Origin of the sequence: Rhizobium sp. CCGE 510 (genome assembly GCF_000292525.1) — a bacterium.
In the GTDB taxonomy this organism is placed as follows: domain Bacteria; phylum Pseudomonadota; class Alphaproteobacteria; order Rhizobiales; family Rhizobiaceae; genus Rhizobium.
Genome location: NZ_AEYF01000029.1, coordinates 76,848 through 102,178, shown reverse-complemented (window position 1 = coordinate 102,178; position 25,331 = coordinate 76,848). Strand labels below are relative to the sequence as shown.

The following is a 25,331-nucleotide window of genomic DNA, read 5'->3' as shown; positions in this document are numbered from 1 at the left end:
CCTGTGCGATGCGCTTGGGATAATAACAAACCCCTTAAAAAACCCCGGAATCACAGATGCAGGACGCGGCCTCTCCCGCACCGATCGAAAGCGCGCTGCTGAACGAAGCGGCCGGCAGCACTATCCGCCATGGTTATTTCACTCGGGCCGGTGGGGTTTCCAAAGGGCTGTATCGTGGCCTCAATGTCGGCCTCGGCTCCAGTGACGAACGCGACAAGGTCCTGGAAAACCGTCGCCGCGTCGCCGCCTGGTTCAGCCTGCCGGTTGAGCGGCTGGCGACCGTGCATCAGATCCATTCCGCTGATGTCGTGACGATTGATGCCGATTACGACGGCGCCCGCCCCGAGGCGGACGCGATGGTGACACGCACCCCTGGCATCGCGCTTGGCGTGCTTGCTGCCGATTGCGGGCCGATCCTGTTTGCCGACCCGGACAATCGTGTCGTCGGCGCCGCCCATGCCGGCTGGAAGGGCGCGCTGACTGGCGTGCTCGAAAATACCATCGCCGCCATGGAGGCATTGGGCGCCGACCGCACTCGCATTGTCGCCTGCCTCGGCCCCTCGATCAGCCAGGCAAGCTATGAGGTCGGTCCTGAGTTCATCGAGCGTTTCGTCGCCGGGAACCCGGAAGACAGGCGTTTTTTCGTGCCGTCCGCAACGTCCGGCCACGCCATGTTCGATCTGCCTGCGCTGACCGTCGACCGGCTGACGAAAGCCGGCGTGCGGGCCGAAAGCCTCGGGCTCTGCACCTATCCGGACAGCGAGCGCTTCTTTTCCTACCGCAGGGCGACACATCGCGAGGAGCCGGATTACGGCCGCCAGATTTCCGCGATATCAATCAGGGAGACTTAAGCATAATGACGCTGCACTTCGAAAAGGCCGAATTCGCAAGCCGGCTTGCGCGCCTCACCGAGAAGATGAAGGAAGAAAAGCTCGACGCCCTGCTGCTCTTCGCTCAGGAAAGCATGTACTGGCTGACCGGCTACGACACCTTCGGCTACTGCTTCTTCCAGACGCTGGTCGTCAAGAGCGACGGCACCATGGCGCTGATCACCCGCTCGGCCGATCTTCGCCAGGCCAGGCATACCTCGATCCTCGAGGACATCCATATCTGGGTTGACCGGATCAACGCCGATCCGACGCTCGACCTGAAGAACCTGCTGGTCGAGATGGATCTGCTCGGCGCCCGCATCGGCGTCGAATATGATACGCACGGTATGACCGGCCGTGTCGCCCGCCTGCTTGACGCGCAACTGACCACCTTCGGCCAGATTGTCGACGCGTCCTATCTCGTCAGTCGCCTGCGCCTCGTCAAAAGCCCCACGGAAGTCGCCTATGTCGAACGCGCCGCCGCCCTCGCCGACGATGCGCTCGATGCCGCGATCGGGCTGACAAAACCCGGCGCCGACGAGGCCGATATCCTCGCCGCCATGCAGGGCGCAATCTTTTCCGGCGGCGGCGACTATCCCGCCAACGAGTTCATCATCGGCTCCGGCGCCGATGCCCTGCTTTGCCGCTACAAAGCCGGCCGCCGCAAGCTCGACGTCAGCGACCAGCTGACGCTCGAATGGGCAGGCACGTACGCGCATTACCATGCCGCCATGATGCGCACGATCGTCATCGGCGAGCCGATGCAACGCCACCGCGAGCTCTATAATGCCTGCCGTGAAACCATCGAGGCGATTGAGACCGTGCTGAAGCCCGGTTACACCTTCGGCGATGTCTTCGACATGCATGCCAGGATCATGGACGAGCGCGGTCTCGCTCGCCACCGGCTGAATGCCTGCGGTTATTCGCTCGGCGCCCGCTTCTCGCCCTCCTGGATGGAGCACCAGATGTTCCATGTCGGCAATCCGCAGCCGATCGAGCCGAACATGTCGCTCTTCGTGCACATGATCATCGCCGATTCCGACACGGGTACAGCAATGACGCTCGGCCAGACCTATCTGACGACGGCGGATGCGCCGCGCGCGCTGTCCCGCCATCCGCTCGATTTCATCGGTCTTTGACCCTTGAGAATCCGGAATTGACAGACGCCGCCCCCCGCCCGCATAAATTCGGACGGGGCTGATGCGATGGGAAGGACGGATCAAGGGATGACGCGAGCTGCGATTGTGCCCACGTTCCTGGTCGTCACGGCGCTGCTGGCCGCCTGCAATACCACCGATGCGCTGACACCGCAGGTCGATATCGGCGATTCTTCCGGGCCTGCGTCGTCGAGCCCGGTGACGCAGAGCGAAGCCGAGGATCTGGCGGGCTCCCGCCAACGGGTCCTCGCCGGAAATTCGCAGCCGGGCAGCTACCATCCAGCCTATGATCAGTCGCAGCAGGCCTATCGGGCCGGCACCGGCGCCCCGCCGACGACAATGCAGGAGCAGGCAGACTCCCTGTCGCGGAGCAGTTCCTCGCCTGCCGCCTCCGCGCCGATCGAGGGACAATCGCTGCCGCCGGCCGACGGCGAGCCTCCCGCGCAGTCTGGAAAGCCCCCCGCCGTACAACAGCCACAACAGACCGCCGCTATCAACACCGGCGCCTCCTCTGGCCGCGGCAACACCGTTCGCTTCCTGCCGATCATCGGCGCGCCGGTGCAGGCGGTGACGCCACTCTCGCGCCAGCTCGGCGCCGAGGCCCGCGCGCACGGCCTTTCCATCAAGAGCTCGACGGATGCGAGCAGCGACTACATTCTCAAAGGCTACCTCTCCGCCTTCAGCGACGATGGCAAGGTCACCGTGGTCTATGTCTGGGACGTTCTCGACAGTGGCGGCGGCCGCCTGCACCGCATTCAGGGGCAGGAAAGCGTGCCGACTGCGGCCGCCGACCCCTGGGCGGGCGTTCCTGCCTCGGTGATGCAGCAGATCGGCTCGAAAACCATCGCGGAGTTCTCCTCCTGGCGGCAGGCGCAGGGCGGTTAGTCACAAACTTTTTGCAAATATGAAAGCCTGTGGCGCCTTTCCCCTTGCATTCACGGGGAAGCTGGCTAAAAAGCGCGGCTATCAGCGCATAACAGGCGGACCAAAATGAAGGTTTTCGCAGGCAATTCGAACCGGCAACTCGCCGAAGCGATCTGCACCTATCTCAACGTTCCCTTGGGGAGAGCCAGTGTTCGAAGATTTGCCGATCAGGAAATCTTCGTGGAAATCCAGGAAAATGTGCGCGGCGAGGACGTTTTCCTCGTACAGCCCACCGCCTTTCCCGCTAACGATCACCTGATGGAACTGCTGATCATGATCGACGCGATGCGTCGGTCCTCAGCCCGCCGCATCACTGCGGTGCTTCCCTATTTCGGCTATGCGCGTCAGGACCGTCGCGCTTCAGGCCGCACCCCGATCTCCGCCAAGCTGGTCGCAAACCTCATTACCGAAGCCGGCGCTGACCGCGTCATGACGCTCGATCTTCATGCCGGACAGATCCAGGGCTTCTTCGATATACCCACAGACAATCTCTTCGCCATGCCCGTGCTGACGCGCGACATCAAGAGCCATTATGACCTCAGCAACGTCATGGTCGTCTCACCTGATGTCGGCGGCGTGGTTCGCGCCCGCGCGCTTGCCAAGCGGCTGGACTGTCTTCTGGCCATCGTCGACAAGCGTCGCGATCGGCCGGGTGACTCCGAAGTCATGAACATCATCGGCGACATCACCGGCAAGGACTGCCTGCTGATCGACGACATCGTCGATTCCGGCGGGACGCTCTGCAACGCGGCCGACGCCATGTTGGCCAAGGGCGCAGCCAGCGTCACCGCCTATATCACCCACGGCGTCCTCTCCGGCGGCGCGGTCACCCGCGTCACCTCTTCGAAGCTTCGCGAACTCGTCATCACGGATTCGATCCAGCCGACCACGGCCGTGCTCTCGGCACACAATATCCGCATCGTGACGACAGCGCCGCTGATCGGCGAAGCCATCAGCCGAACGGCCCAGGAAGAGTCCGTTTCCAGCCTCTTCGATTAAAAAGAGCCGGCATTCGAACGGCTCTTTTCAATTCATCAGGTGGACCAAGATATACCGAATATGCTCTCCGAGCCACGTGAATTGCTGGAAACGAAAGCCCAGAATAAACCGCCATTCCGATCGTTCGGCGAAGCTTGTCACGCAAGACGCAAAAATGCCGGCATAAAGCCGACCTCAGACTGCTGACTAAGTCGGCACCCCGTCATGCTCAGGCTTGTCCCGACCATCGCCCGCCGGGCTATAGGGCAGCAGATTCCCGGCACAAGTCCGAGGATCACGCCGAATAAAGAACAGAGTTGTTCAACAAGCTGAGACCGGCACAAGGCCGGCCTCTTTCATTCAGATCCCGATTGATAACGCTCAAGGCTGCTGTGGCGGCGCAGGTACCGCGTCCTGGCCCTGATCCGGTTCCTGCTCCTGGTCTGGCTCCAGCCCCTGATCTTGATCCGGACCGTCCGGCCCCTTGACAACCTGCCCGTTGACGGCGATCGCGCCATCGCGGCTGATGCTGATATCCCAGCGCGAGCGTCCATCCGCATCGGTCTTGGCAAAGCCCTTCACCATCATGATGCCGAAGGAAACCTGGTTGAGATCGGGATCCGTCTTGGCAAGCTCCTGGACCGCGGCGATCGTCTTGTCGAGATCGCGGGCAAGGATGGTCGCCTCCATCGAATAGTCCTTCTGGCTATCGACGCGTCCTTCGATCTTGCCGGTCATGTCGATATCGTAGACGTCCGACTTAGCGCTGATCTTCGGAAATTCGACCGTAAGCTGGCCGTCGCGGAAGAGCTTCTTGCCCATCTCCTCGCCGCTCGTCTCCGGCGCCTTGCCATTGAAATCCATCGCCATGAAGGCATCGCCAAAACCTGCGAAATCCAGGTGAGGAACCGCAAGCTGCAGATCGAAGCTGGTCGGCATGAAAGCCGAATAGCTTGCCGGCATCAACGGGCTGTCGAGGCTGATGTCTTGCGCATTCATGCCGAAGCCAAAACGCATGGCGTCGCTCGGCCCATCCATGGCGACGTTATAGCCGAACGCCTTGACGCCGCCATTGCCCATCTGGGTGCTGACGGCCAGATTATTGACCCCGATCGTCTCGCTGAACGAGGTAAGAAGCGGCAAGGCCTCCTTGAGGATACCCTTGATCTTGTCGCTGTTTTCGGGGCTCAACTCCTTTTCCTCGACATGATCGAGGACGAAGAAGACCATCTCGCGGATCTGCTTCGCCGGCAGGCCGTTCACCTTGGCCTCGACATCGATCGAATCGGCACGGATCTCGACGGGCGGCATTTGCGCGCCGGAAACCTGCTCCACGAAAGTCGACATCGAGCCGCTGCCCGTAAGATCGATACGCCCGTTGCCACCTGCGCTGTCCGTCGAAGTCAGCTTCTGGTGCATGCTGGCGATGCTGGCACTGACTTCGTCGGTGTCGGATTTGCTGGTGAGCTTGATGTCTTTGGCCGTGGAGGTGCCGGAGCGCAGATAGCTGATCGCCGGGTCGAAGACGCCGGAGTAAACAAGCGAAGCGATGGAGTAGGAGAAATTCGTCGGCTTCTCGTCCTTGCCTTTAAAATGGCCGGAGACATCGAACTTATTGTCGCCTTCGATGTTCCAGAGGCCGCTGTCGAGCGGTGTGGCGAACGTCGAGAACGGCGCCAGCCCGTTGATCGTGAACGTCGCTGGATCGACCTTGGTCAGCAGCTTCGCCAGATCGTAGATGATCTCGTAGCGCGTTTTCGCGGGATTGACGGTGATCAGACCACTCTTCCCCAGTTCCTCCGGAAGCAGCTTCGTCAGGGTGCCCTTGAGCGCATCGGCGCCGTCCTGGTTGATCTCGACGCTCTGCGCCGTAGTGACAAGGCAAAGTGCCAGCAAGCTCGTTGCCGTGACAAGTTTGAGACGCATAGTCCGATTTCTCCTCAACCGCTTTTTTGAATGCGGCATCCAAAGAGGTGAAGTGCGCCGATGTCAACCTCAGCTATGATGGGGAATGCTGATTTTGCAGCTTTACGCGACTGCTGATTTCGAGGTAGGCGCAAACACCGTCTCCGGACATGGCATTCGGCCCGCCAAAGCGCGTATGTCATCGAAAAACAGGCCTAATCCGCAACTTGCGTTTCCGAGAGACTTATAATATAGGCCACCGGTCCGCGTAGACACCCTTGGAGGCAATGCGGATGAGGTTGGGTCATACCCGCCTCCGGTTCGTCGGAGTAAGGCTTTTGCCCGCCGTCGAACTCTCCAAATAACCTCGAAAGGAATAGCCATGAGCCAGGAAACTTACGAGCTCAAGGCCGAGGCGCGCGAACGGGTTGGTAAGGGGTCCGCCCGTGAACTTCGCCGCAACGGTTTAATTCCCGCTGTCATCTATGGTGACAAGCAGGCCCCCATTGCCATCGCTCTCAACACCAATGAGGTGACGAAGCGCATTCATGCCGGTGGTTTCATGACCACTGTGGCAACGATCGAAGTCGACGGCAAGAAATACAAGGTTCTGCCGAAGGACTACCAGCTCGATCCGGTCCGTGACTTCACGATGCATGTCGATTTCCTGCGCGTCTCCGGCAACACCCAGGTGACCGTCGAAATCCCCGTTCACTTCATCAATGAAGCGAAGTCCCCGGGCATCAAGGTCGGCGGCGTTCTGAACATCGTTCGCCATGAAGTTGAAGTTCATTGCCCGGCCGATGCAATCCCTGAATTCTTCAACGTTGACCTCAACGGCAAGAAGATCGGCGACAGCATCCATATTTCGGAAGTCACCCTGCCGAAGGGCGTCACCCCGGTCATCGATCGCGACTTCACGATCGCGACCATCATTGCCCCGGCCGGCGGCATTGACGAGACCGCTGCAGAAGGCGGAGCCGAAGCCTGATCGCTTCGACCAATTTGTAAAGCATACGGCCCGCTTTCCCCTGGAAAGCGGGCTTTTCATTGCCCGTCAAACACCCCCGTTTCAGCAACATTTAACAAATTCGTGAAAGCATGCTCCGTCAGCTGCGAAGAAGCCTGCCCGAGCGCGCGACAGCAAGTATGGCCGGCCTGGGGGAGTAGACGGAACCAATGAACAATTCCGTTGAGAACAGATTTTTTGCGATAGTTTGCGGAGCGCTGCTTATTTTTGTCGCTCCCCTTTTTGTTCTTTTCCTTTTTCTTTCCTCGGAACGGGCCGACAAGGAAATACGCGATCATATTTCCGTTCTTCTTGTCGCCAATGCCCAAGCGTTGGCGAAGCCGCTCTGGGATCTCGATGAGGAGAGCGTCACCCAGATCAGCGCGACGGTCGTTTCGCAGGGCGCCATCGTCAAGGTCGAGGTGCGCGACCAGTCAGGCCAGCTCGACATCAGTCAGTCCACCATTCCGCGCTCCTTCAACGGCAAGCTCGTCCAGGTGTCGCGCGCCATCATCTACAACACCGTCGACGGTCCGAAGAACCTCGGGAGCATCAGCGTCTATTATCCGGCGCTCGGCCTGTTTTCCGGCCTGAAGCAGGAAGAGGTCGTCTTCATCTCGATCTTCATCTTCGCGGTGCTGACCGTTTTCGGCACCGCGCTGATCGGCAATCGCTTCTTCGTGATCCAGCCGCTGATGCGGCTGACGGCAGCCATCGAGGCCACCCGCCAGCTGGGCTCCCGCCATCATGTCGACTGGCAGTCGAACGACGAGATGGGACGCCTTGCCCGCAGCTTCAACGAGATGCAGACCAAGCTTGAAAGCGAGGAAAAGGAGCTGAAGCTCGCCCACCGCCGCGCCACCGACATCTATAATCTGACGCCCGCCATGCTCTTCTCGCTCGACGAGGAAGGCCGCATCACCGCCGTCAGCGATTACTGGCTGCTTGCCACAGGATATAGCCGCGCCGCCGTCATCGGCCGCAACTTCGCCGATCTCGTCACATCAACCACCCGCGACAAGTTCCTCAAGCGCCGTCAGGCCGAAAGCGGCATGACCGTCACCGTCAAGTTCGTCTGCCTGGATGGCCGCATCATGGACGTCCTCATCATGGAATCGGAGGCAGAAGCCGGCGCTCACGACCGGCTCTCGCTATCGGTCATGACCGATGTGACCGAACTCAAGGCCTCCGAGGACCGCAACCACCGCCAGGCGATCACCGATCACCTGACCGGGCTTCTCAATCGCCAGGGCTTTGAAGCCGCGCTCGACAACAAGATCGCCGCCGCCGACGCGGCCGGCCAGGAGCTCGCCTGCCTCTTCGTCGATCTCGATCGCTTCAAGTGGATCAACGACAATATGGGCCATGCCGCCGGCGACATGGCGCTGATCGAGCTTGTCGAGCGTCTGAAGACCTATCTCGCCCCCTCCGATGAGGCGGCCCGTCTCGGCGGCGACGAATTTGCCATCCTGCTGCCGGCGAAGGACGCCGAAAAACGCGCCAAGATGATGTGCGAGCAGATCGCCTCGATCTTCGAAACGCCGTTCGCTCCCGACATGCATCTGAGTGCTTCCGTCGGCATCGCCATCTATCCGCACCATGCCGCAACCGCGGCCGAACTGCTGCAAAAATCCGATCTGGCGATGTATGCCAAGAAACGCGACGGCAAGAATGGCGCGCAGCTCTTCGACAATGCCATGCTCGACCGTGCCCGCAGCCGCGCCGAGATCGAGGCCAATATCGAAGCCGGCCTCGTCGACAATTGGTTCGAGGCCTTCCTGCAGCCGATCGTCAATCTGAACGGTCGCAGTATTGCCGGTTTTGAAGCGCTGATGCGCCTCAACCATCCGCAGAAAGGCTTGATGCCGCCGGCCGAGATCATCTGCGTCGCCGAAGAGACGGCAAAGATTGTCCGCATCGGCAACGTCATCATGGAAAAGGCGATCTGCAATCTCGCCAAGATCTCCCGCATATCCGGCATGCAGGATGCCTATCTCGCCATCAATTTCTCGCCGCTGCAGTTCGAGCCGGCGCTGCCGGCCCGCCTTGCCGCCATCGTCGGTCGCCATGGCATCCGCCCCGAGCGAATCGTCGTCGAGATCACCGAAGCCGTGCTCATGCACGACAACCCGCAGATCCGTATGATCGTTACCGAGCTTCGCCGCTTCGGCTGCCGCATTGCGCTTGACGATTTCGGCACCGGTTATTCGTCGCTGAGCTACCTCAACCGCTTCCCTGTCGACATCATCAAGATCGACCAGTCCTTCACCCGTGCGATCAATGACGGTGATGACGACGTGCGCCAGAAGAGCCGCATGCTGATCGAAGGCATTACCACGCTCTCCCACAAGATGAACTGCACCGTCATCGCCGAGGGCATCGAGACCGAAGAGGAATGCCGCACGCTTCACCAGATGGGGCTTGATTATGGCCAGGGCTACCTCTTCCACCGTCCACAGCACGCCGCCGTGCTGATCGAGCAACTGATGGCCTCGGAATCGGCTGTCGCACGCGCCTCATGAATGATAGCGCCGCGCGTCTTTTCAGACGCGCAAAGGACGCTTTAGCACTGTGAAATGCTGCATAATTTAAAGGAATTATGCAGCGGGAACGACGGAGACGATATGATGAAAAAGCTCCTGCTTCTCGCATGTCTGGCGCTGCCCTGCGCCGCCCATGCGCAAACGGTGACTTTCACCACCGAGGATTACGCCCCCTTCAACTATCGCGAAGGCAAGGAGATTAAGGGCGCGACGGTCGAGCAGGTCGAAAAGGTGATGGCCGCGATCGGCGTCGACTACACCATCGAGATCATGCCGTGGGCGCGCGCTTTCGGCCTTGCCCGCACGGCGCCGATGACCTGTGTCTTCGCGACCGCCCACAATGGCGCACGCGACGCGCTGTTCAAATGGGTCGAGCCGCTGCTCATCGATCGCAACATCCTGATCACCCGCAAAGGTTCAGGCGTCACCGCCAACACGCTGGACGAGGCGAAGAAATACACGATTGGCACCCAACGCGAGGATTATACCGAGACGATCCTGAAGGAGAAGGGCTTCACCAAGCTCGATGTCGCCAGCGACTTCAACGCGACGCTGCGCAAGCTGCTTGGCGGACGCATCGACATGATGCCGATCTCCGAACTCTATTTCGAAAAGCTGAAGGCCGATCAGCCGGTGGAAATGGTGACCGTGCTCTCCGCCCAGCCGATGAGCATCGCCTGCGAGAAAAGCTTTCCGGACGATCTGCTCGCCAGGATGCAGACTGCCCTCGACAAGCTGATCGCCGATGGCGACCAGAAGCAGATCTTCCTGAAATACGGCATGAACCTGTCGGAGTGATTCTGCTCAATTGGCTCATGCCCTTTCCGCTTGACTTTGCCATCGTTTCGCGGTGGTGAACGTCGGGACGTTCTAAAGCGCGTCACGATCTTTCAGATTCGCTCGTCGTGCTTTAGGTCTTTGTTTTTACGCATGTCGTTGTCGCAAAACCGCTGCACACTTTTGCGCGACATGCTTTAGCGAGGAAAAGACAGGCCATGCTGATCATCGCGGGTCTCGGCAATCCCGGCGGCAAATACGCCGGCAACCGCCATAATATCGGCTTCATGGCCGTCGATGCCATTCATCGGCGCCACAGCTTCTCGCCTTGGTCGAAGAAGTTCAGGGCGGAAATCGCCGAGGGCGAACTCGGCGGCGACAAGGTGCTGCTGGTCAAGCCGCAGACCTTCATGAATCTTTCCGGCGAAGCCGTCGGCGAGGCGATGCGCTTCTATAAGCTCCAGCCTGCCGATCTTGTTGCGATCTACGATGAACTCGACCTTCCCCAGGGTAAAGCGAGGCTGAAGACCGGCGGCGGCCACGGCGGCCACAACGGCATCAAGTCGCTGGACGCCCATTGCGGCAGGGAATACCGGCGGCTGCGCCTCGGCATCGGCCATCCCGGCGTCAAGGAAATGGTGCAGAACCACGTGCTCGGCGATTTCGCCAAGGCCGACAAGGCCTGGCTGGATCCGCTTCTCGACACGCTTGCCGACAATGCCGACATGCTGGTGCGAAACGAGGATTCGCAACTGATGAACAAGATCGCGTTGGCGCTCGGCGGTAAGGCTGAGGAGGAGAAGCCGCGGAAGGAGAACAAGACGACCGGAAAGACGCCGGCCGGCCAGTCGCATGTCCACCAGGCCCGCAATCACAATCAGCCGAAGGTGCTGGCCACCGGCCCTATGGCCGATATTCTGAAGAAAATGTTCGGCAACAAGGGGGAATGAGGCCGGTGCCGGAGCAGAATTTCGCCATCCGTCCCGCCGCGGCAAGCGATCTCCCGGGACTGACCGTCCTCTATCTGCATCTAAATCCGATCGATCCGGTTCTCGACAAGGCCATTGCCGAAGAACGATTCTCCGCCATCCTCGCCCAGCCAGGCATGACTGTTTTTATCGGCTTTGCAGGCGATCTTGCCGCTGCCACAGCGACACTGATCGTCGTACCGAACCTGACGCGGAACGGCGCCTCCTATGCGCTGATTGAAAACGTCGTCACCCATGCCGATCACCGCCAGCGCGGTTATGCCGACGCCGTCGTCGGCCATGCGGTGACTGAGGCCTGGAAGGCCGGTTGCTACAAGGTGATGCTGCTGACCGGCTCGACGAACCCGGCGACGCATCGCTTCTACGAAAATTGCGGCTTCGTGCGGGGTAAGACCGGCTTTCAGATCCGCCGGCCCTGAACCCGAACTTACTCCTCCGGCTCCGTCGTGAACATCAACGGAAAGCCCATTTCCTTCGCAAGGTCTATGCCCTCCTTGGCCTTGGTCTCGGCAATGTCCCTGGCGCAGACCACGACGACGCAGGAGCCGAGCTTGTGCGCGGTCACCATTACCCGGTAGCCAGTCTCCTCGCTCATACGGAAGACGGATTTCAGGATCACGATGACCAATTCGCGCGGGGTATAATCGTCATTGACGAGAATGACTTTGTAGAGCTTCGGCTTGTCCAGCTTCAGCTTCACCTTGGTCTTCGGCTTTAGGGCAATGTCATTGTCACTCATCGGAAAAATCCACCCGTTGACATGGGTCAGGAATGTCAGAACCATTGAATCATTGTCGATAACAAGTCTTTCGACAGGCCTGCCGTCGCAATTCCCGGCTTTGAGTGAGCAGCAACGCCGGTCTGGCATCGAGAGGATCAGCTGGTGACCGGCATATTGACGACATCCGCCCGTGCGTCGAAATCTCCGTCGCCATAAAGAATAGGTCATCACCGATCCGTCGGCAAGTGAGCAAGGTAAAAGCTCTCTAAGACTTGACCACATTGCTCCTTTATCCCATAGGCACCAGCAACGAATTTAAGAACAGCAGGTATACGCCATGGGTTTCAAATGCGGCATCGTCGGTCTGCCGAACGTCGGCAAATCAACCCTCTTCAACGCGCTCACCAAGACGGCCGCGGCACAGGCGGCGAACTATCCCTTCTGCACCATCGAGCCGAACACCGGCGAAGTCGCCGTGCCCGATCCGCGCATGCGCAAGCTTGCCGACATCGCCAAGTCGAAGGAACTGATCCCGACCCGCATCTCCTTCGTCGACATCGCCGGCCTCGTGCGCGGCGCCTCGAAGGGTGAAGGCCTCGGCAACCAGTTCCTCGCCAATATCCGCGAAGTCGATGCCATCGTCCATGTGCTGCGTTGCTTCGAAGACAGCGACATCACCCATGTCGAAGGCCGCATCAATCCCGTCGCCGATGCCGAGACGATCGAGACCGAGCTGATGCTCGCCGACCTCGAAAGCCTGGAGCGCCGCACCGAGCAGACGCGCAAACGCGCCATCGGCAAGGACAAGGAATCGATGGCGATGCTGCCGATCATGGACGCGTCGCTCAAGCTGCTCAACGAAGGCAAGCCGGTGCGAACGCTGCTGTCGACGCTTGGTGCCGACGAAATCGCAATCCTCAAGAGCCTCAACCTCTTGACCTCGCATCCTGTGCTCTACGTCTGCAACGTCGCCGAGGCCGAGGCCTCCACAGGCAACGAATTCACCGAGGCCGTCGCCGTCATGGCTCGGGAACAAGGTGCCGAAACCGTTGTCATCTCGGCGGCGATCGAGGCTGAGGTCGCTCAGCTTCCCGAGGATGAGGCCAAGGAATTCCTATCCGCCCTCGACCTTGACGAGGCAGGTCTCGACCGGCTGATCCGCGCCGGCTACAAGCTGCTCCACCTCATCACCTATTTCACCGTCGGCCCGAAGGAAACGCGCGCCTGGACGATCGAGCGCGGCACCAAGGCGCCGCAGGCCGCCGGCGTCATCCATTCGGATTTCGAGCGCGGCTTCATCCGCGCCAACACCATCGCCTATGACGATTACATCAAGTATAACGGCGAAGTCGGCGCCAAGGATGCCGGCAAGGCGCGTGACGAAGGCAAGGAATACGTCGTCCAGGACGGCGACGTCATCCATTTCCGTTTCAACACCTAAGCAACGCTGCCGCCTTAACCCGGCGGCAGCCTGTTTGCGATCGCCGGTGGCAATGCGCGCAGCACCAGCCGCCGAAGCGGCATCCAACCGGTACCGATGATCAATACGATTGCGCCGACGACGATCAGCGTCGTGAAAATATAGGTGTCGGCCGTGGCGCTTCCCTGCCGGAAGACGCTGAAAATCGCCACGCCGAGCGACAGCAGCCCCGATGTGACGAAGGCACGCCGGTCGATGATGAGACCGATCAGCATCAGCGCCGTCACCGTCGCAACGACTGCAGGTGTCCGCGTCGACATGTTCGCGACGTCGAAGATACGGACGTCTCCCCCGAACGACAGCAGGGAAACCGTGCTGTAGAGCAGCGCCGGCGCGGCGCCGAGATGTAGCCAGAACGCGATGTCGGAACGCGTCGTCCGTCGCAGCCGGTCGCCGAGATCGAAATAGAGCGCCATGGCAAACAATCCGAGCGCGCAGACAAGGGCAAGCAGCGCCAGCACGACGGGATGATCGAGGAAAAACGCCGGATTGCCGCTCGCCCATTGCACCAGCCGCAAAAGCAGAGTGAGGACGAAAGCAAGCACCGACATGATGCAGAGCGCAAGCGACAGCGGCACGCGATAGCGGACGTAATAAGCGCCGAGGATGATCGGGAAGCCGGCGACGAACTGCGTCGCCTCCGCTCCGAAGGATTGGGAGGTGGGCGTCCACGGCGGGAAGAAATGGGACATCAGCAAACATGTCCAGCAAAACAGCGCGATCGTCAGGCTGACGGCCGGCAAAGCGAGACGCTGGCGGTGCACCAGTATTTCCGAAAGCACGATGATGGCAGGCAGCACAGCATAAAGTGCGGCAAGCCCCCAGAGGCCGCAAAGCGCCACGATGACGCCAATCGTGATCAGCACGTCGTGGAACCCGCGCACAAAACGCGGCGTCTCGGTATCCGACCAGGCCAGCCCCTCCACCGCCATGGCCGGCTGCACCTCGGCAACGCCAGCGGGATGTCCGACGACAGCGACGCCACGTTCGCTCAGGAACGGCAAAAGCCGCCCGCCCGCCTCGGGCGAAATCAGCCCTTGGCGCGCTGCCTCGTCCAGTATCGACCTCAGTTCCGTCATGCCGGTTTATCTCCCCGGAATCATTGAGCCCGCGCGGATGCTATTGTAAGCACTAGAGCATGATGCCGAGAAGTGTAAGCGGTTTTCGGACGACATAATGATCTAACTATTTAATTTAGAACAGGAATCAGATTTTAGGCCGACCCGCCTCAAAACATCCTGTTCTAGGCGCTGCATATGGCGGAGGAAAAAATGTCGGCAGAAAAGCTTTCCCTGGAGGATTTCGAGCCGGGCCGCCGCTTCGCCCTCGGCCCGAAGCTGGTGTTGGCCGAGGAGATCATCGAATTCGCACGGGAGTTCGACCCGCAGCCGATGCATATCGACGAGGCTGCCGGCCGCGCCAGCATTCTCGGCGGTCTCGCTGCCTCCGGCTGGCATACTTCTTCGATGTTGATGCGTATGATGGCTGACAGCTATATACTGAACGCGCTCTGCGAGGGTGCGCCGGGCATAGACCTGATGGAATGGCGCAAGCCGGTGCTGGCAGGCGATACGCTGCAGGGCCACTCGACCGTGCTCGAAGCCCGATCGATGCGCTCGCGCCCCGGCATGGGCATCGTCAAGTTCCGTCACGAGATGGAAAACCAGCGTGGCGAACTCGTCTGCCTCTCGGAAAATTCGGTCATGATCCGCATGCGCCGGGAGGTTCCATCATGAGAATGTCCGAACTTTACACCATCGGTGAAAAAGCCGAGATCGGCAGCTACACCTTCACCGAGGAAAACATCATCCGTTTCGCCAGACGCTTCGATCCGCAGCGTTTTCACGTCGACAAGGAAGCAGCCAAGGATACCCTCTTCGGCGGCCTTTGCGCTTCGGGCTGGCACACCACCGCCGCCTGGATGCGAACCTTCCTCGCCTTCTGGAAAAGCCAGAGCGTCGCCCTCGCACAAAGAGGCCTGACGCCTCCGAACCTCGGCCCCTCACCCGGCTTCCAGAAACTGCAATGGCTGCGGCCGATCTTCCCAGGCGACGTCGTAAGTTACTCCGTCGTCCTCCTCTCCAGCCGGCCGCTCGCGTCGCGGCCGGGCTGGCACCTCAACACCATCCTCTGCGAGGGTGTCAATCAAAACGGCGACCCGGTTATGCGCTTCGAAAGCGGCGTGCTCGAATTCGACTGACGCCGCCCGAATAGGTATTCAGTGGCCCGAGAATTCGACCAGCGTGTGCACGACAACGCCGAGTTCTTCCAGTTTTCTGCGGCCGCCAAGGTCCGGCAGATCGATAACGAAGCAGGCGCCGACCACTTCCGCGCCGATCTGGCGCAGCAGCTTCGTGGCACCGACTGCGGTGCCGCCGGTGGCGATCAGGTCGTCGACCAGGATCACCTTCTCGCCCGGCTGCACCGCATCGCGATGCATCTCCATCTCGTCGACGCCATATTCCAGGCTGTAGGCGATGCGCACGGTCTCGTGCGGCAGCTTGCCCTTTTTGCGGATCGGCACGAAGCCCGAGGAAAGCTGGTGCGCCACCGCGCCGCCGAGGATGAAGCCGCGCGCCTCCATGCCGGCGATCTTGTCGATCTTCGTGCCGGCATAGGGCTGCACCAGTTCATCGACCGCCCGGCGGAAAGCACGGGGGTTGCCGAGCAGCGTGGTGATGTCACGGAAGATGATGCCGGGCTTGGGGTAATCGTGGATGGAGCGGATGCTGGTTGCCAGCTCCGAAGTCATATTCTTGTCCATGGAAAGTCCATATCTGCGAGCGAAATTGGCCGCACCCTATCAATTGCCAGGAGCGGAACCAACAAAAAAGGCGGCTCGCGAGCCGCCTCCAAGATTCCTGCAAGGAGCGCTCAATGCTCCTTGCTGGCGTAGACCGAACGCTTCGTCAGGTAGATCAGCACGGTGAAGATCGCCAGGAAGATCATGACCATGAAGCCGGTGCGCTTGCGCTCCTCGAGATGCGGTTCAGCGGCCCACATCAGGAAGGAGGAGACGTCCTTGGAGTACTGGTCAACGGTCTGCGGCGCGCCGTCGTCATAGGTCACTTGACCGTCCGAGAGCGGCTTCGGCATGGCAAGAACGGCAGCAGCATGGAAATACGGGTTATAGTGTCCGCCCTGCGGCACCTGGAAACCGGCCGGTGGCTCTTCATAGCCGGTCAACAGCGCGTGAATATAGTCCGGGCCGTTTTCCTGATACTGCGTGAAGATGTCGAAGACGAAACGCGGGAAGCCGCGCTCGACTTCGCGGGCCTTGGCGATCAGCGAAAAGTCAGGCGGAGCCGCACCATTGTTGGAAGCGGCAGCAGCCTCCACATTGGCAAAAGGCGCCGGGAAGTGGTCGGAGGGTACCGCTTTGCGGGTAAACATCTCGCCGGCCGCATTCGGGCCGTCCTGGACCTCGTAGTTCGCGGCGAAAGCCTTCACCTGCGCCTGGTTATAGCCGAGCTCGCCGAGCATGCGGAAAGGCACGAGGTTCATCGAATGGCAGGCGGAACAGACTTCGGTGTAGACCTTGAGGCCGCGCTGAAGCTGGCCCTTGTCGTAATGGCCGAACGGCCCGGCAAAAGTCCACTCCTCTTCCTTCGGCTCCTTCAGCGGATAGTGCGGCGTCGAACCTTCCCCGTGATGGGCGGGGGCTGCGCCATTGGCGGGCGTCGCTTCCTCCGCGAAGGCGGCGCTGCCGAGAACAGCAGCGACAGCGAGCGAAAGAATGCTTGCAACAAGCGTTTTCATATTTTTGTTCCCTTCCGCCGCGCGCTTACGCATTGGCCGCTGCATTGGCAGCAGCTGTCTTGTTGCGCTTTTCGAGCACCGCTTCGGTGATCGAGTTCGGAATACGGCGCGGCGTTTCCACCAGGCCGAGAACTGGCATGGCGACCAGGAAGAAAGCGAAGTAGAGAAGCGTGCAGATCTGCGAAATTGTCGTGAACAGGCCTTCCGCCGGCTGCGAACCCAGCCAGCCGAGGATGATCGCATTGATCACGAACAGCCAGTAGAACAGCTTGTACCAGGGACGGTAGACGGCCGAACGGACCTTGGAAGTGTCGAGCCAGGGCAGGAAGAACAGCACGATGATCGCGCCGAACATCACCAGAACGCCGCCCAGCTTGGAGTCGATCGGGCCGACGTTGAAGGTGATCGCACGCAGCATCGCGTAGAACGGCAGGAAGTACCATTCCGGGACGATGTGGGCCGGCGTCTTCAACGCGTCAGCCGGGATATAGTTATCCGCGTGGCCGAGGAAATTCGGCAGGTAGAAGACGAAATAGGCATAGACCAGCAGGAAGATGGAGACGCCGAGTGCATCCTTCATCGTTGCATAGGGCGTGAAACGTACCGTGTCCGTCTTCGTCTTGACCTCGACGCCCGTCGGGTTGGTCTGGCCGACGACGTGCAGCGCCCAGATATGCAGGACGACGACGCCGGCGATCATGAAGGGCAACAGGTAATGCAGCGAGAAGAAGCGGTTCAGCGTCGGCTGCTCGACGGCGAAGCCGCCGAGCAGGAATTGCTGGATCCATTCTCCGACCAGCGGGAAGGCCGAGAAGAAGCCGGTGATGACGGTCGCGCCCCAGAAGGACATCTGGCCCCACGGCAGGACGTAGCCCATGAAGCCGGTCGCCATCATCAGGAGGTAGATGACGACGCCGAGGATCCAGAGGATTTCGCGCGGCGCCTTGTAGGAACCGTAATAGAGGCCGCGGGCGATGTGCAGGTAGACCGCGACGAAAAAGAAGGAGGCGCCGTTGGCATGCATGTAGCGCAGCAGCCAGCCATGGTTGACGTCGCGCATGATCTTTTCAACGGAGTTGAAGGCCAGCGTCGTGTCGGCGGCATAGTGCATGGCGAGCGTAACGCCCGTCAGGATCTGTACGATCAGCATGACGGCGAGCATGGCGCCGAATGTGTAAGCGTAGTTCAGGTTCCTGGGAACCGGATAGGCGATGAAGCTGTCATAGACCATGCGCGGCAAAGGCAGGCGCGCATCGACCCATTTCTCAAGGCCGGTTGACGGCTCGTAGCTGGAATGGCCACTCATTAATCAGTCTCCCCTCAACCGATCTTGATCTTGGTATCGGATATAAATGAAAAGGTCGGAATCGCCAGGTTCTGCGGCGCAGGACCCTTACGGATGCGGCCGGCGGTATCATAGACCGAGCCATGGCAGGGACAGTACCAACCATTGTATTCGCCGGCCTGGCCGAGTGGCACGCAGCCGAGATGGGTGCAGGTACCGACCATGACGATCCAGTTTTCCTTGTCCTTGCCGCCTGAGCGGTCGACACCCGTTGCCTGAGCTTCGGGCGGCAGGTTGGCATTGCGGGCGATCGGATCCTTGAGGTCCGCCAGCGCAACATCGGCGGCGGCCTTCACTTCTTCAGGCGTGCGGTTGCGGATGAAGATCGGCTTCCCGCGCCACTTGACCGTCAGTGACATGCCGGGCTCAAGGCTCGCGACATCGACTTCGATGGAGGCCAGCGCCAGCGTTGACGCATCCGGACGCATCTGGTCGACGAACGGCCAGGCAACCGCGACGGCGCCGACAGCACCCGCCATACCAGTGGTGAGATAAAGGAAATCACGGCGAGTAGGCTCTGTTGAAGCCTCGCTTGTCGTTACGTGTTCGCTCACGGCCTAACCATCCTCTGCGCAATTATCGCGGAATTCCGCCCTGCCCCCTCTGCCGGCGAATCGCTCTAGACACAATTCGGCCATAGATTCCCCGGCAATCCGGCGCGTTCTAAGCTTGATCGCAAATTATGTCCAGCCTTGGCAAGGGGATGAGGGCACAATGTCGCGGGAATTGCCGATGAATTTTTTGAGGCAAACACGAGCTTGCGATTATGTTGCATTGCAACAAAAATGCCGCCGTGATAGGCGCAGTCGCAATCACGCCAGCGAGCCGGACCGGAGCGGATGAGAGACACGATTTTCTGCGTATTCAGCGTTCTCACAACCCTCGTTCTCGCCATCGTCTCACTGCGATACGTCAGCAACTTCTATCTGCTTTCCCTCTTTTACAGTTTCCAGATCCATCTGGCGGTGGCAGCAGCGGCAGGGTCCATCGCAGCCTTGCTCGTCAAGCGGCACTGGTATGCGCTGCTGACGCTCGCCGTTTCTGCGGTCCTTGCCGTCCATGGTGTGGTGATGACGCGCGAATTCGTCGAACCCGCCATTGCTGAAAGCCGCCCGGCCCTCTTCAAGCTGATGTCTTTCAATATCGAGAATGATAATTTCGCCAACGGCGCAGCAATCGCCGACATGGCCATCGCCTCGGGTGCCGACGTTGTCAGCATCCTGGAGGCCGAACCGCTGCTGTCAGCACTGCCGCGGTTATTGAAGGCCTACCCCTATTACGTCGGCTGTGGTGTCGGCATGCAGGAATGCGATACGCTGGTGCTGTCCAAGCGCCCGCTCATCGAGCCTCGCATCCGCAACCTCGGGCTGCTCTGGCGCAACCGGCTGACGATCTCGACGATCGATTTCGACGGCACGAAGGTCAATTTCCTCGCCGCGCACCTCACCAAGCCCTATTACGACGAATTCCATGGCCTGGAAATCGAAGATCTCGCGGAGATTATTCCGTCCCTGCCGGGGCCGCTCGTCCTTGCCGGCGATTTCAACACGTCAATTCTGGCGCCCGACGTACAGTATCTCATGCGCAGCCAAGGCTTGGGCACTGTATCGCTGGAGCCGGCGACATGGCCGATCGCTGCAGGCGCCTTTGGCATTCCGATCGATCACGTCTTCAGCAGGGCGCCCCTGCGGCTGAAATCGGTCCGCCGCATCGAGGACAGCTTCGGATCAAATCATTTTGGCCTCATGGCGGAATTCGCCATCGACCCTTGAGCCCGCGTCCTCGTCCGCCGCGAGGAAGCCGCCGGACTGGCGGGCCCAGAGCTCGGCATAGAGCCCGCCGCGGCGAAGCAGCTGGTCATGGCTGCCCTCCTCGATGATCCGTCCGAGATCAACGACGATCAGCCGGTCGAGTGCTGCGATCGTCGACAGCCGGTGAGCGATCGCAAGCACCGTTTTGCCTTCCATGATCCGATGGAGATTGGATTGGATCGCTTCTTCCACTTCCGAATCGAGGGCCGATGTCGCTTCGTCGAGGACGAGGATCGGAGCGTCCTTGAGCATGACGCGGGCAATGGCGATGCGCTGCCGCTGTCCGCCTGACAGTTTGACACCGCGTTCGCCGACATGCGCATCGAAACCTCTACGGCCCTGCTGATCCTGCAGGCGCTCGATGAAGTCGATGGCTTCGGCGCGCCTTGCCGCCTCGACCAACCGCTCCTCGCCGGCATCCGGCCGTCCGAACAGGATATTGTCGCGCACCGAACGGTGCAGCAGCGAGGTGTCCTGGCTGACGACGCCGATCTGCATCCTGAGAGATTCCTGCGTCACGGCTGCGATATCCTGGCCGTCGATGAGAATGCGGCCGTCCTGAATGTCGTAGAGGCGCAGCAGCAGGTTCATCAGCGTCGATTTTCCCGCCCCCGAACGGCCGACGATCCCGACCTTTTCGCCCGGGTGGATGGTCAGGGAGAAATTCTCGACGACCGGCAGATGACCCTTGCCGTAGCGGAAGGAAACATTGTCGAAGCGGATGCCGGGCTGCCGGATCAGCAGGCTCTTCGCATCCGGCCGATCGACGAGCCCCAGAGGTTGGGATATCAGCTCGGCGGCGTTCTGAATGGTGCCGAGATTGCGCATGATACCGTTAAACTGCGTCATCAGCCGCCCGAGCAGGAAATTCAGCCTGAGCACCAGCGCCAAAGAGAATGCGACGGCACCCGAGCTGATCAGGCCGCGCAGCCAGAGATCGACGCTCAGCCCCGCCATCGTCACGATCATCAGGCCGGAGAGCAGCGCCATCGAGGCCCTGACGCCGGTGATGAACCGCGTGAATCGCAGCACCGTATCCTGAAAGATATCGAAGCCCTGCCGCATGTATCGGTCGCTTTCCTCGTCGCGGGCAAACAGCTTGAGCGTCTGCATGTTGCTGTAGGAATCGACCATCCGACCGTTCAGCATCGATCCAGCCTCGGCCGTTTCGCGAGAATGAAGCCGTATCCGTGGAACGAAGTGGCGGGCAAGCAGGCTGAAGGCGCCAAGCCAGAACAGCACGACGGCGGCAAGCGAAATGTCCAGCCGGGCGACGAGCACCAGCGTCGTCACGGCATAAATTCCGACGAACCAGACACTTTCCATCAGCGAAGTGACGAGATCCCCGGTTGCCTGCCCGGCCGACCAGACCTTGGTAACGATGCGTCCGGAGAAATCGCTCTGGAAGAACGACAAAGACTGCCTGGAGACATGGAGATAGGATTGCCAACGTGCTAGATTGTAGAAACCCGGCGTGATCACCTGCTGATCGACGAGCGCGATCAGGAAGGCGATGACAAAACGCACGAGCCCGATGAGAGCGAGCATGCCGAACAGCTCGCCGCCATGGGCTGCGAGAAGACCGCTCCAGCCGGCGCCGGGCCTGATACTGCCAAGGATATCGACCAGCCGGCCGACGAACCAGAAAAGTGCGGCCTCGATGGCCGCCGATGTGCCGCCGAGAATGAGCATGGCGACGAACGGCATCTTCGCCTGGCCGATATAGAAACGGATGAAACCGAGCGTCGAGCCCGGCGGCTGAAGATTGGCGCACGGACGGAACGGATCGATCCAGGTTTCGAACAGGCGAAGGATAGGGCGCAGGAACATGGAAGCGATATAGGCGGATTGAGCCGAGTGGCAAAGGGAATGAAAAGCGGACGCAACCTTATATTTTGGTAATGAACGATAACATCGACGGCATCGCCATTGATTGCCCCCGAACCCGTCACAATCTGACGATACGATCGCGCTTCACCGGAGAGAATATCCATGGAAACGAAAATGCTCGATGTGCATATTCCGCTTCCGCTCGCGGAAAGGCTCGATGCCCTGGCTCTCGACCTGGCATTGCCGCGCGACGAAATCGTAACAGAGGCGGTTACCGCCTGGCTCGACCAAGAGGAGCGCCGCCGCATCGTCACGCTGCGCACACTGGCCGCCGCCAACACCATCATCCTCGTCGAACATGACCGCGTCATCGACTGGGCCGACAGCCTGTGAATGGACGGGGCGTCCGTTCGCAGTCCTCAATATCGTTGGCATGCATAAAGTAGCCAGGTTAGAAATTCAAAAGGCCTTCCCTGCTTCCGCCGGGAAGGCCGTTATCATTCCGCCGCTTCTTCGGTCTCTTCGGCGTGATCGGAGAGGAAGCCGCCGGACTGGCGGTTCCAGAGGTCGGCATAGATGCCGCCTCCTTCGACGAGTTCGGCATGCGAACCGGCCTCGATGATTCGGCCCTTGTCGAGCACGATCAGCCGGTCCATCTCCGTCAGCGTCGAAAGCCGGTGGGCGATCGCGATCACCGTCTTGCCCTCCATCAGGGCAAACAGGTTCTCCTGGATCGCCGCCTCGACTTCCGAATCGAGCGCCGAGGTTGCCTCGTCGAGCACCAGGATTGGCGCGTCCTTCAGGAAGACGCGGGCGATCGCGACGCGCTGCCGCTGGCCGCCGGAGAGCTTGACGCCGCGTTCGCCGACCTGCGCGTCGAGCCCCTCGCGGCCCTGCATGTCGACCAGCCCTTCGATGAACTCCCAGGCATTGGCGCGCTTGGCGGCCTCGATGATCTCGATATCCGAGGCATCGGGACGGCCATAGGCGATGTTGTCGCGGATCGAGCGATGCAGCAGCGAGGTATCCTGGGTCACCACGCCGATCAGCGAGCGCAGGCTTTCCTGCGAGACGCCGGCGATGTCCTGCCCATCGATGGTGATGCGCCCACTCTCCAGGTCGTAGAAGCGCAGCAACAGGTTCATCAATGTCGTCTTGCCGGCGCCGGAGCGGCCGACGAGGCCGACCTTCTCGCCCGCCCTGATGTCGAGCGACAGATTGTCGATGACGCCCTTGCTCTTGCCGTAATGGAAGCGGATGCGGTCGTAGTGGATCGCGCCCTTCTTCGCCGTCAAACTGGGTGCGCCCGGCTTGTCGACGATGTCGTGCTGTTTGCTCATCATCTCCATGCCGTCATAGACCGTGCCGATATTCTCGAACAGCGCCGAGACTTCCCACATGATCCATTGCGACATGCCGTTGACGCGCATTGCAAGTCCGATGGCGATGGCGATGGCGCCGACCGAGATCGCTCCGTTCAGCCAGAACCAGATCGACAGACCGGAGATGACGAAGAGCGCGACACAGTTGTTCAGATAGACGCTGATGTGGAAGAGCGTCACCTTGCGCATCTGCTTGTGAACGGTCTGCAGGAACTCGTCCATGCCCTCCTTGGCATAGACCTCCTCGCGGCCCGCATGGGAAAACAGCTTGACGGTGGCGATATTCGTATAGCTGTCGACCACGCGGCCCGTCATCATCGAGCGTGCATCCGCCTGCGCCGCAGCGATCTTGCGAAGCCGCGGCACGAAATAAGCGACGATGCCGATATAGACGGCGAGCCAGACGAGGATCGGGATCATCAGCCGCCAGTCTGCCGCAGCGATGACGATAATCATCGTCAGGAAGTACGTCACGACGTAGACGAAGACATCGAGGATTTTCATCACCGTTTCGCGCACGGCAAGCGAGGTCTGCATGACTTTGGTCGCCACGCGCCCGGCAAACTCGTTGGCGAAGAACGTCATGCTGTGGCGCAGCAGGAAGCGGTGCATCTGCCAGCGTGCGATCATCGGATAATTGCCGAGCATCATCTGATGCATGATCAGAGAATCGAGCCCTGCCGTCAGCGGCAGACCGATCAGCACCAGCGCCGCCATCCAGAAAAGCTTATGGCCTTCCCTCTCCAGGAAGGTGGCGCGATCGGCATTGGTCAGCCAGTCGACGATGTCGCCGAGAAACTGGAAGAGCGCCACTTCGCCGACGGCGATCAGCGCGGTCAGCAGGGCCATTAGGCCGAGCCAAGGCGCTGCCGGTTTGCTGTAGTGCCAGCAAAAGGCGAAGAGACCCTTCGGCGGAGCGACGGGCTCCTCGCTCGGAAAGGGATTGAGTCGCTGTTCGAACCAGCCAAACATGAAATTGCTCCGAAACGTCAGCGTTCCGGCTCCCGGCTTCGCGCCATCCCAGCGCCCTGCAAGCACATATGGGAACCGAACGTTCAAGGGGCGAGGCTGAAACAGCCGCACAATCGAATCAAAAGGGGAACTTCAGGAGGAAATACGCCCTAGCGGCGCCATGTCGCCTTGATCGGCATCACGGCGGGAAAGCGCATATCGAGCAAAATATTCATGACGGCCCTCCCTGCTGGCGACTGAAGACATGCATGGATAACGCGAAAATCGCGAAATTTCCAGCCCAATAATGGCGCAAGTTAACGTTTCGGAGCCAAAATGCGCCCTGTTGCGCCGAAAGCAAGGTTGTATTAGGCCTCTCGCGTGGAAACGCAACCCAAGAAGCGGGCATGATGACGGACCTGAGACTGGCACTCTACCAGCCGGATATTCCCGGCAATACCGGCACGATCCTGCGTCTTGCAGCCTGCCTGGGCTTTGCGGTCGATCTGATCGAGCCCGCCGGCTTCGACGTCTCCGACCGCAATCTGAAACGATCAGGCATGGATTATATCGCCGCAGCGAGCCTCACCCGCCATGTCAGCTGGGACCGCTTCGAGGCGTGGCGTCTGACCACCGGCCGCCGCCTTATCCTCGCCTCGACCAAGGCTGCGGATCGCTACACCGATCTTGCCTTTCGCCCCGACGATATTCTGCTTTTCGGCCGCGAAAGCGCCGGCGTGCCGGATCAGGTCCATGAGAAGGCCGATGCGCGCATCCTAATCCCGATGGTCGAAGGCCAGCGCTCGATCAACGTCGCCGTCTCGGCTGCAATGATTGTCGGCGAAGCGATGCGCCAGACCGTCTGGGCCTGACCGCTGCTGGCGCGTGCAGGGCAAAAGCC

At 60.4% G+C, this 25,331-nt stretch carries 25 protein-coding genes; 15 read left to right on the top strand and 10 right to left on the bottom strand.

Annotated elements, in window-relative coordinates; translation table 11 throughout:
• The first annotated feature begins 56 nt into the window (after positions 1 to 56).
• The 4 genes from pgeF to RCCGE510_RS14950 all read left to right on the top strand — a co-directional run bounded on the left by pgeF (position 57) and on the right by RCCGE510_RS14950 (position 3,949).
• Entirely contained in the window at positions 57 to 851 is a 795-nt protein-coding gene (gene pgeF / locus RCCGE510_RS14965) for a peptidoglycan editing factor PgeF (RefSeq protein WP_007631092.1), read from the top strand.
• Between the two features lie 5 nt (positions 852 to 856).
• A complete protein-coding gene (locus RCCGE510_RS14960; RefSeq protein WP_007631091.1) occupies positions 857 to 2,008 on the top strand; it encodes a Xaa-Pro peptidase family protein in 1,152 nt (383 codons plus the stop codon).
• An 87-nt stretch (positions 2,009 to 2,095) separates the two neighbouring features.
• On the top strand, positions 2,096 to 2,911 hold the full coding sequence (locus RCCGE510_RS14955) for a hypothetical protein (protein WP_007631090.1): 816 nt from the start codon (positions 2,096 to 2,098) through the stop codon (positions 2,909 to 2,911).
• 105 nt (positions 2,912 to 3,016) lie between these two features.
• Complete coding sequence (locus tag RCCGE510_RS14950) at positions 3,017 to 3,949, top strand: ribose-phosphate pyrophosphokinase (RefSeq protein WP_007631088.1); 933 nt, start codon at positions 3,017 to 3,019, stop codon at positions 3,947 to 3,949.
• Positions 3,950 to 4,309: 360 nt separating this feature from the next.
• On the opposite strand, the gene RCCGE510_RS14945 is transcribed toward RCCGE510_RS14950, so the two are convergent.
• Positions 4,310 to 5,854, bottom strand: a complete 1,545-nt coding sequence (locus tag RCCGE510_RS14945) for a hypothetical protein (protein ID WP_007631086.1) — start codon at positions 5,852 to 5,854, stop codon at positions 4,310 to 4,312.
• 361 nt (positions 5,855 to 6,215) lie between these two features.
• Here RCCGE510_RS14945 and RCCGE510_RS14940 point away from each other — a divergent pair, with 361 nt between their 5' ends.
• Positions 6,216 to 6,824 carry a 50S ribosomal protein L25/general stress protein Ctc gene (locus RCCGE510_RS14940; protein ID WP_007631084.1) on the top strand — a complete coding sequence of 203 codons (609 nt, stop codon included), beginning with the start codon at positions 6,216 to 6,218 and terminating at the stop codon, positions 6,822 to 6,824.
• A gap of 56 nt (positions 6,825 to 6,880) precedes the next feature.
• On the opposite strand, the gene RCCGE510_RS35600 is transcribed toward RCCGE510_RS14940, so the two are convergent.
• The gene (locus RCCGE510_RS35600) at positions 6,881 to 7,141 is read right to left on the bottom strand and encodes a hypothetical protein (protein WP_240539660.1); all 261 of its coding nucleotides are present in this window, start codon (positions 7,139 to 7,141) and stop codon (positions 6,881 to 6,883) included.
• On the opposite strand from RCCGE510_RS35600, the gene RCCGE510_RS14935 reads away from it, so the two are divergent.
• From RCCGE510_RS14935 to RCCGE510_RS14920, 4 genes are all read left to right on the top strand, one after another.
• On the top strand, positions 7,046 to 9,364 hold the full coding sequence (locus RCCGE510_RS14935) for an EAL domain-containing protein (protein ID WP_240539659.1): 2,319 nt from the start codon (positions 7,046 to 7,048) through the stop codon (positions 9,362 to 9,364). The two genes, RCCGE510_RS35600 and RCCGE510_RS14935, sit on opposite strands and share 96 nt — an antisense overlap.
• Positions 9,365 to 9,469: 105 nt before the next feature.
• A complete protein-coding gene (locus RCCGE510_RS14930) occupies positions 9,470 to 10,183 on the top strand; it encodes a transporter substrate-binding domain-containing protein (protein WP_007631082.1) in 714 nt (237 codons plus the stop codon).
• Positions 10,184 to 10,380: 197 nt separating this feature from the next.
• On the top strand, positions 10,381 to 11,112 hold the full coding sequence (gene pth, locus RCCGE510_RS14925; RefSeq protein ID WP_007631081.1) for an aminoacyl-tRNA hydrolase: 732 nt from the start codon (positions 10,381 to 10,383) through the stop codon (positions 11,110 to 11,112).
• Positions 11,109 to 11,570, top strand: a complete 462-nt coding sequence (locus RCCGE510_RS14920) for a GNAT family N-acetyltransferase (protein WP_007631080.1) — start codon at positions 11,109 to 11,111, stop codon at positions 11,568 to 11,570. The genes pth and RCCGE510_RS14920 overlap by 4 nt, the downstream gene beginning before the upstream one ends.
• 8 nt (positions 11,571 to 11,578) lie before the next feature.
• Here the strand turns inward: RCCGE510_RS14920 and clpS are convergent, their stop codons facing one another.
• Entirely contained in the window at positions 11,579 to 11,890 is a 312-nt protein-coding gene (clpS, locus tag RCCGE510_RS14915) for an ATP-dependent Clp protease adapter ClpS (RefSeq protein WP_007631079.1), read from the bottom strand.
• A 319-nt stretch (positions 11,891 to 12,209) separates the two neighbouring features.
• Between clpS and ychF the strand changes: the two genes are divergently transcribed.
• Entirely contained in the window at positions 12,210 to 13,313 is a 1,104-nt protein-coding gene (gene ychF / locus RCCGE510_RS14910) for a redox-regulated ATPase YchF (protein ID WP_007631078.1), read from the top strand.
• 14 nt (positions 13,314 to 13,327) lie between these two features.
• Here the strand turns inward: ychF and RCCGE510_RS14905 are convergent, their stop codons facing one another.
• Entirely contained in the window at positions 13,328 to 14,431 is a 1,104-nt protein-coding gene (locus RCCGE510_RS14905) for a hypothetical protein (RefSeq protein ID WP_007631077.1), read from the bottom strand.
• 192 nt (positions 14,432 to 14,623) lie between these two features.
• Between RCCGE510_RS14905 and RCCGE510_RS14900 the strand changes: the two genes are divergently transcribed.
• Both RCCGE510_RS14900 and RCCGE510_RS14895 read left to right on the top strand, forming a co-directional pair.
• Positions 14,624 to 15,088, top strand: a complete 465-nt coding sequence (locus RCCGE510_RS14900) for a MaoC family dehydratase (protein WP_007631076.1) — start codon at positions 14,624 to 14,626, stop codon at positions 15,086 to 15,088.
• Positions 15,085 to 15,552, top strand: a complete 468-nt coding sequence (locus RCCGE510_RS14895) for a MaoC/PaaZ C-terminal domain-containing protein (protein WP_007631075.1) — start codon at positions 15,085 to 15,087, stop codon at positions 15,550 to 15,552. Before RCCGE510_RS14900 ends, RCCGE510_RS14895 begins: the two co-directional genes overlap by 4 nt.
• Positions 15,553 to 15,570: 18 nt before the next feature.
• On the opposite strand, the gene RCCGE510_RS14890 is transcribed toward RCCGE510_RS14895, so the two are convergent.
• The 4 genes from RCCGE510_RS14890 to petA form a co-directional block, all read right to left on the bottom strand.
• A complete protein-coding gene (locus RCCGE510_RS14890) occupies positions 15,571 to 16,116 on the bottom strand; it encodes an adenine phosphoribosyltransferase (RefSeq protein ID WP_007631073.1) in 546 nt (181 codons plus the stop codon).
• Between the two features lie 110 nt (positions 16,117 to 16,226).
• Positions 16,227 to 17,111, bottom strand: a complete 885-nt coding sequence (locus RCCGE510_RS14885; protein ID WP_007631070.1) for a cytochrome c1 — start codon at positions 17,109 to 17,111, stop codon at positions 16,227 to 16,229.
• A gap of 25 nt (positions 17,112 to 17,136) precedes the next feature.
• Positions 17,137 to 18,417, bottom strand: coding sequence for a cytochrome b N-terminal domain-containing protein (locus RCCGE510_RS14880; protein ID WP_007631067.1), 1,281 nt, complete (start codon positions 18,415 to 18,417; stop codon positions 17,137 to 17,139).
• Between the two features lie 14 nt (positions 18,418 to 18,431).
• The gene (gene petA / locus RCCGE510_RS14875) at positions 18,432 to 19,010 is read right to left on the bottom strand and encodes a ubiquinol-cytochrome c reductase iron-sulfur subunit (protein WP_037078757.1); all 579 of its coding nucleotides are present in this window, start codon (positions 19,008 to 19,010) and stop codon (positions 18,432 to 18,434) included.
• Positions 19,011 to 19,295: 285 nt separating this feature from the next.
• On the opposite strand from petA, the gene RCCGE510_RS14870 reads away from it, so the two are divergent.
• The gene (locus RCCGE510_RS14870; protein WP_007631065.1) at positions 19,296 to 20,228 is read left to right on the top strand and encodes an endonuclease/exonuclease/phosphatase family protein; all 933 of its coding nucleotides are present in this window, start codon (positions 19,296 to 19,298) and stop codon (positions 20,226 to 20,228) included.
• Here the strand turns inward: RCCGE510_RS14870 and RCCGE510_RS14865 are convergent.
• Positions 20,184 to 22,097 (bottom strand): ABC transporter ATP-binding protein, encoded by a 1,914-nt coding sequence (locus RCCGE510_RS14865; protein WP_007631064.1) that lies wholly within the window; start codon positions 22,095 to 22,097, stop codon positions 20,184 to 20,186. The two genes, RCCGE510_RS14870 and RCCGE510_RS14865, sit on opposite strands and share 45 nt — an antisense overlap.
• Positions 22,098 to 22,259: 162 nt before the next feature.
• Between RCCGE510_RS14865 and RCCGE510_RS14860 the strand changes: the two genes are divergently transcribed.
• A complete protein-coding gene (locus RCCGE510_RS14860) occupies positions 22,260 to 22,490 on the top strand; it encodes a ribbon-helix-helix protein, CopG family (RefSeq protein WP_007631063.1) in 231 nt (76 codons plus the stop codon).
• A gap of 104 nt (positions 22,491 to 22,594) precedes the next feature.
• Here RCCGE510_RS14860 and RCCGE510_RS14855 read toward each other — a convergent pair whose 3' ends face one another.
• Complete coding sequence (locus RCCGE510_RS14855) at positions 22,595 to 24,451, bottom strand: ABC transporter ATP-binding protein (protein ID WP_007631062.1); 1,857 nt, start codon at positions 24,449 to 24,451, stop codon at positions 22,595 to 22,597.
• A 389-nt stretch (positions 24,452 to 24,840) separates the two neighbouring features.
• Between RCCGE510_RS14855 and RCCGE510_RS14850 the strand changes: the two genes are divergently transcribed.
• The gene (locus RCCGE510_RS14850; protein ID WP_007631061.1) at positions 24,841 to 25,302 is read left to right on the top strand and encodes a tRNA (cytidine(34)-2'-O)-methyltransferase; all 462 of its coding nucleotides are present in this window, start codon (positions 24,841 to 24,843) and stop codon (positions 25,300 to 25,302) included.
• Positions 25,303 to 25,331 lie beyond the last annotated feature (29 nt).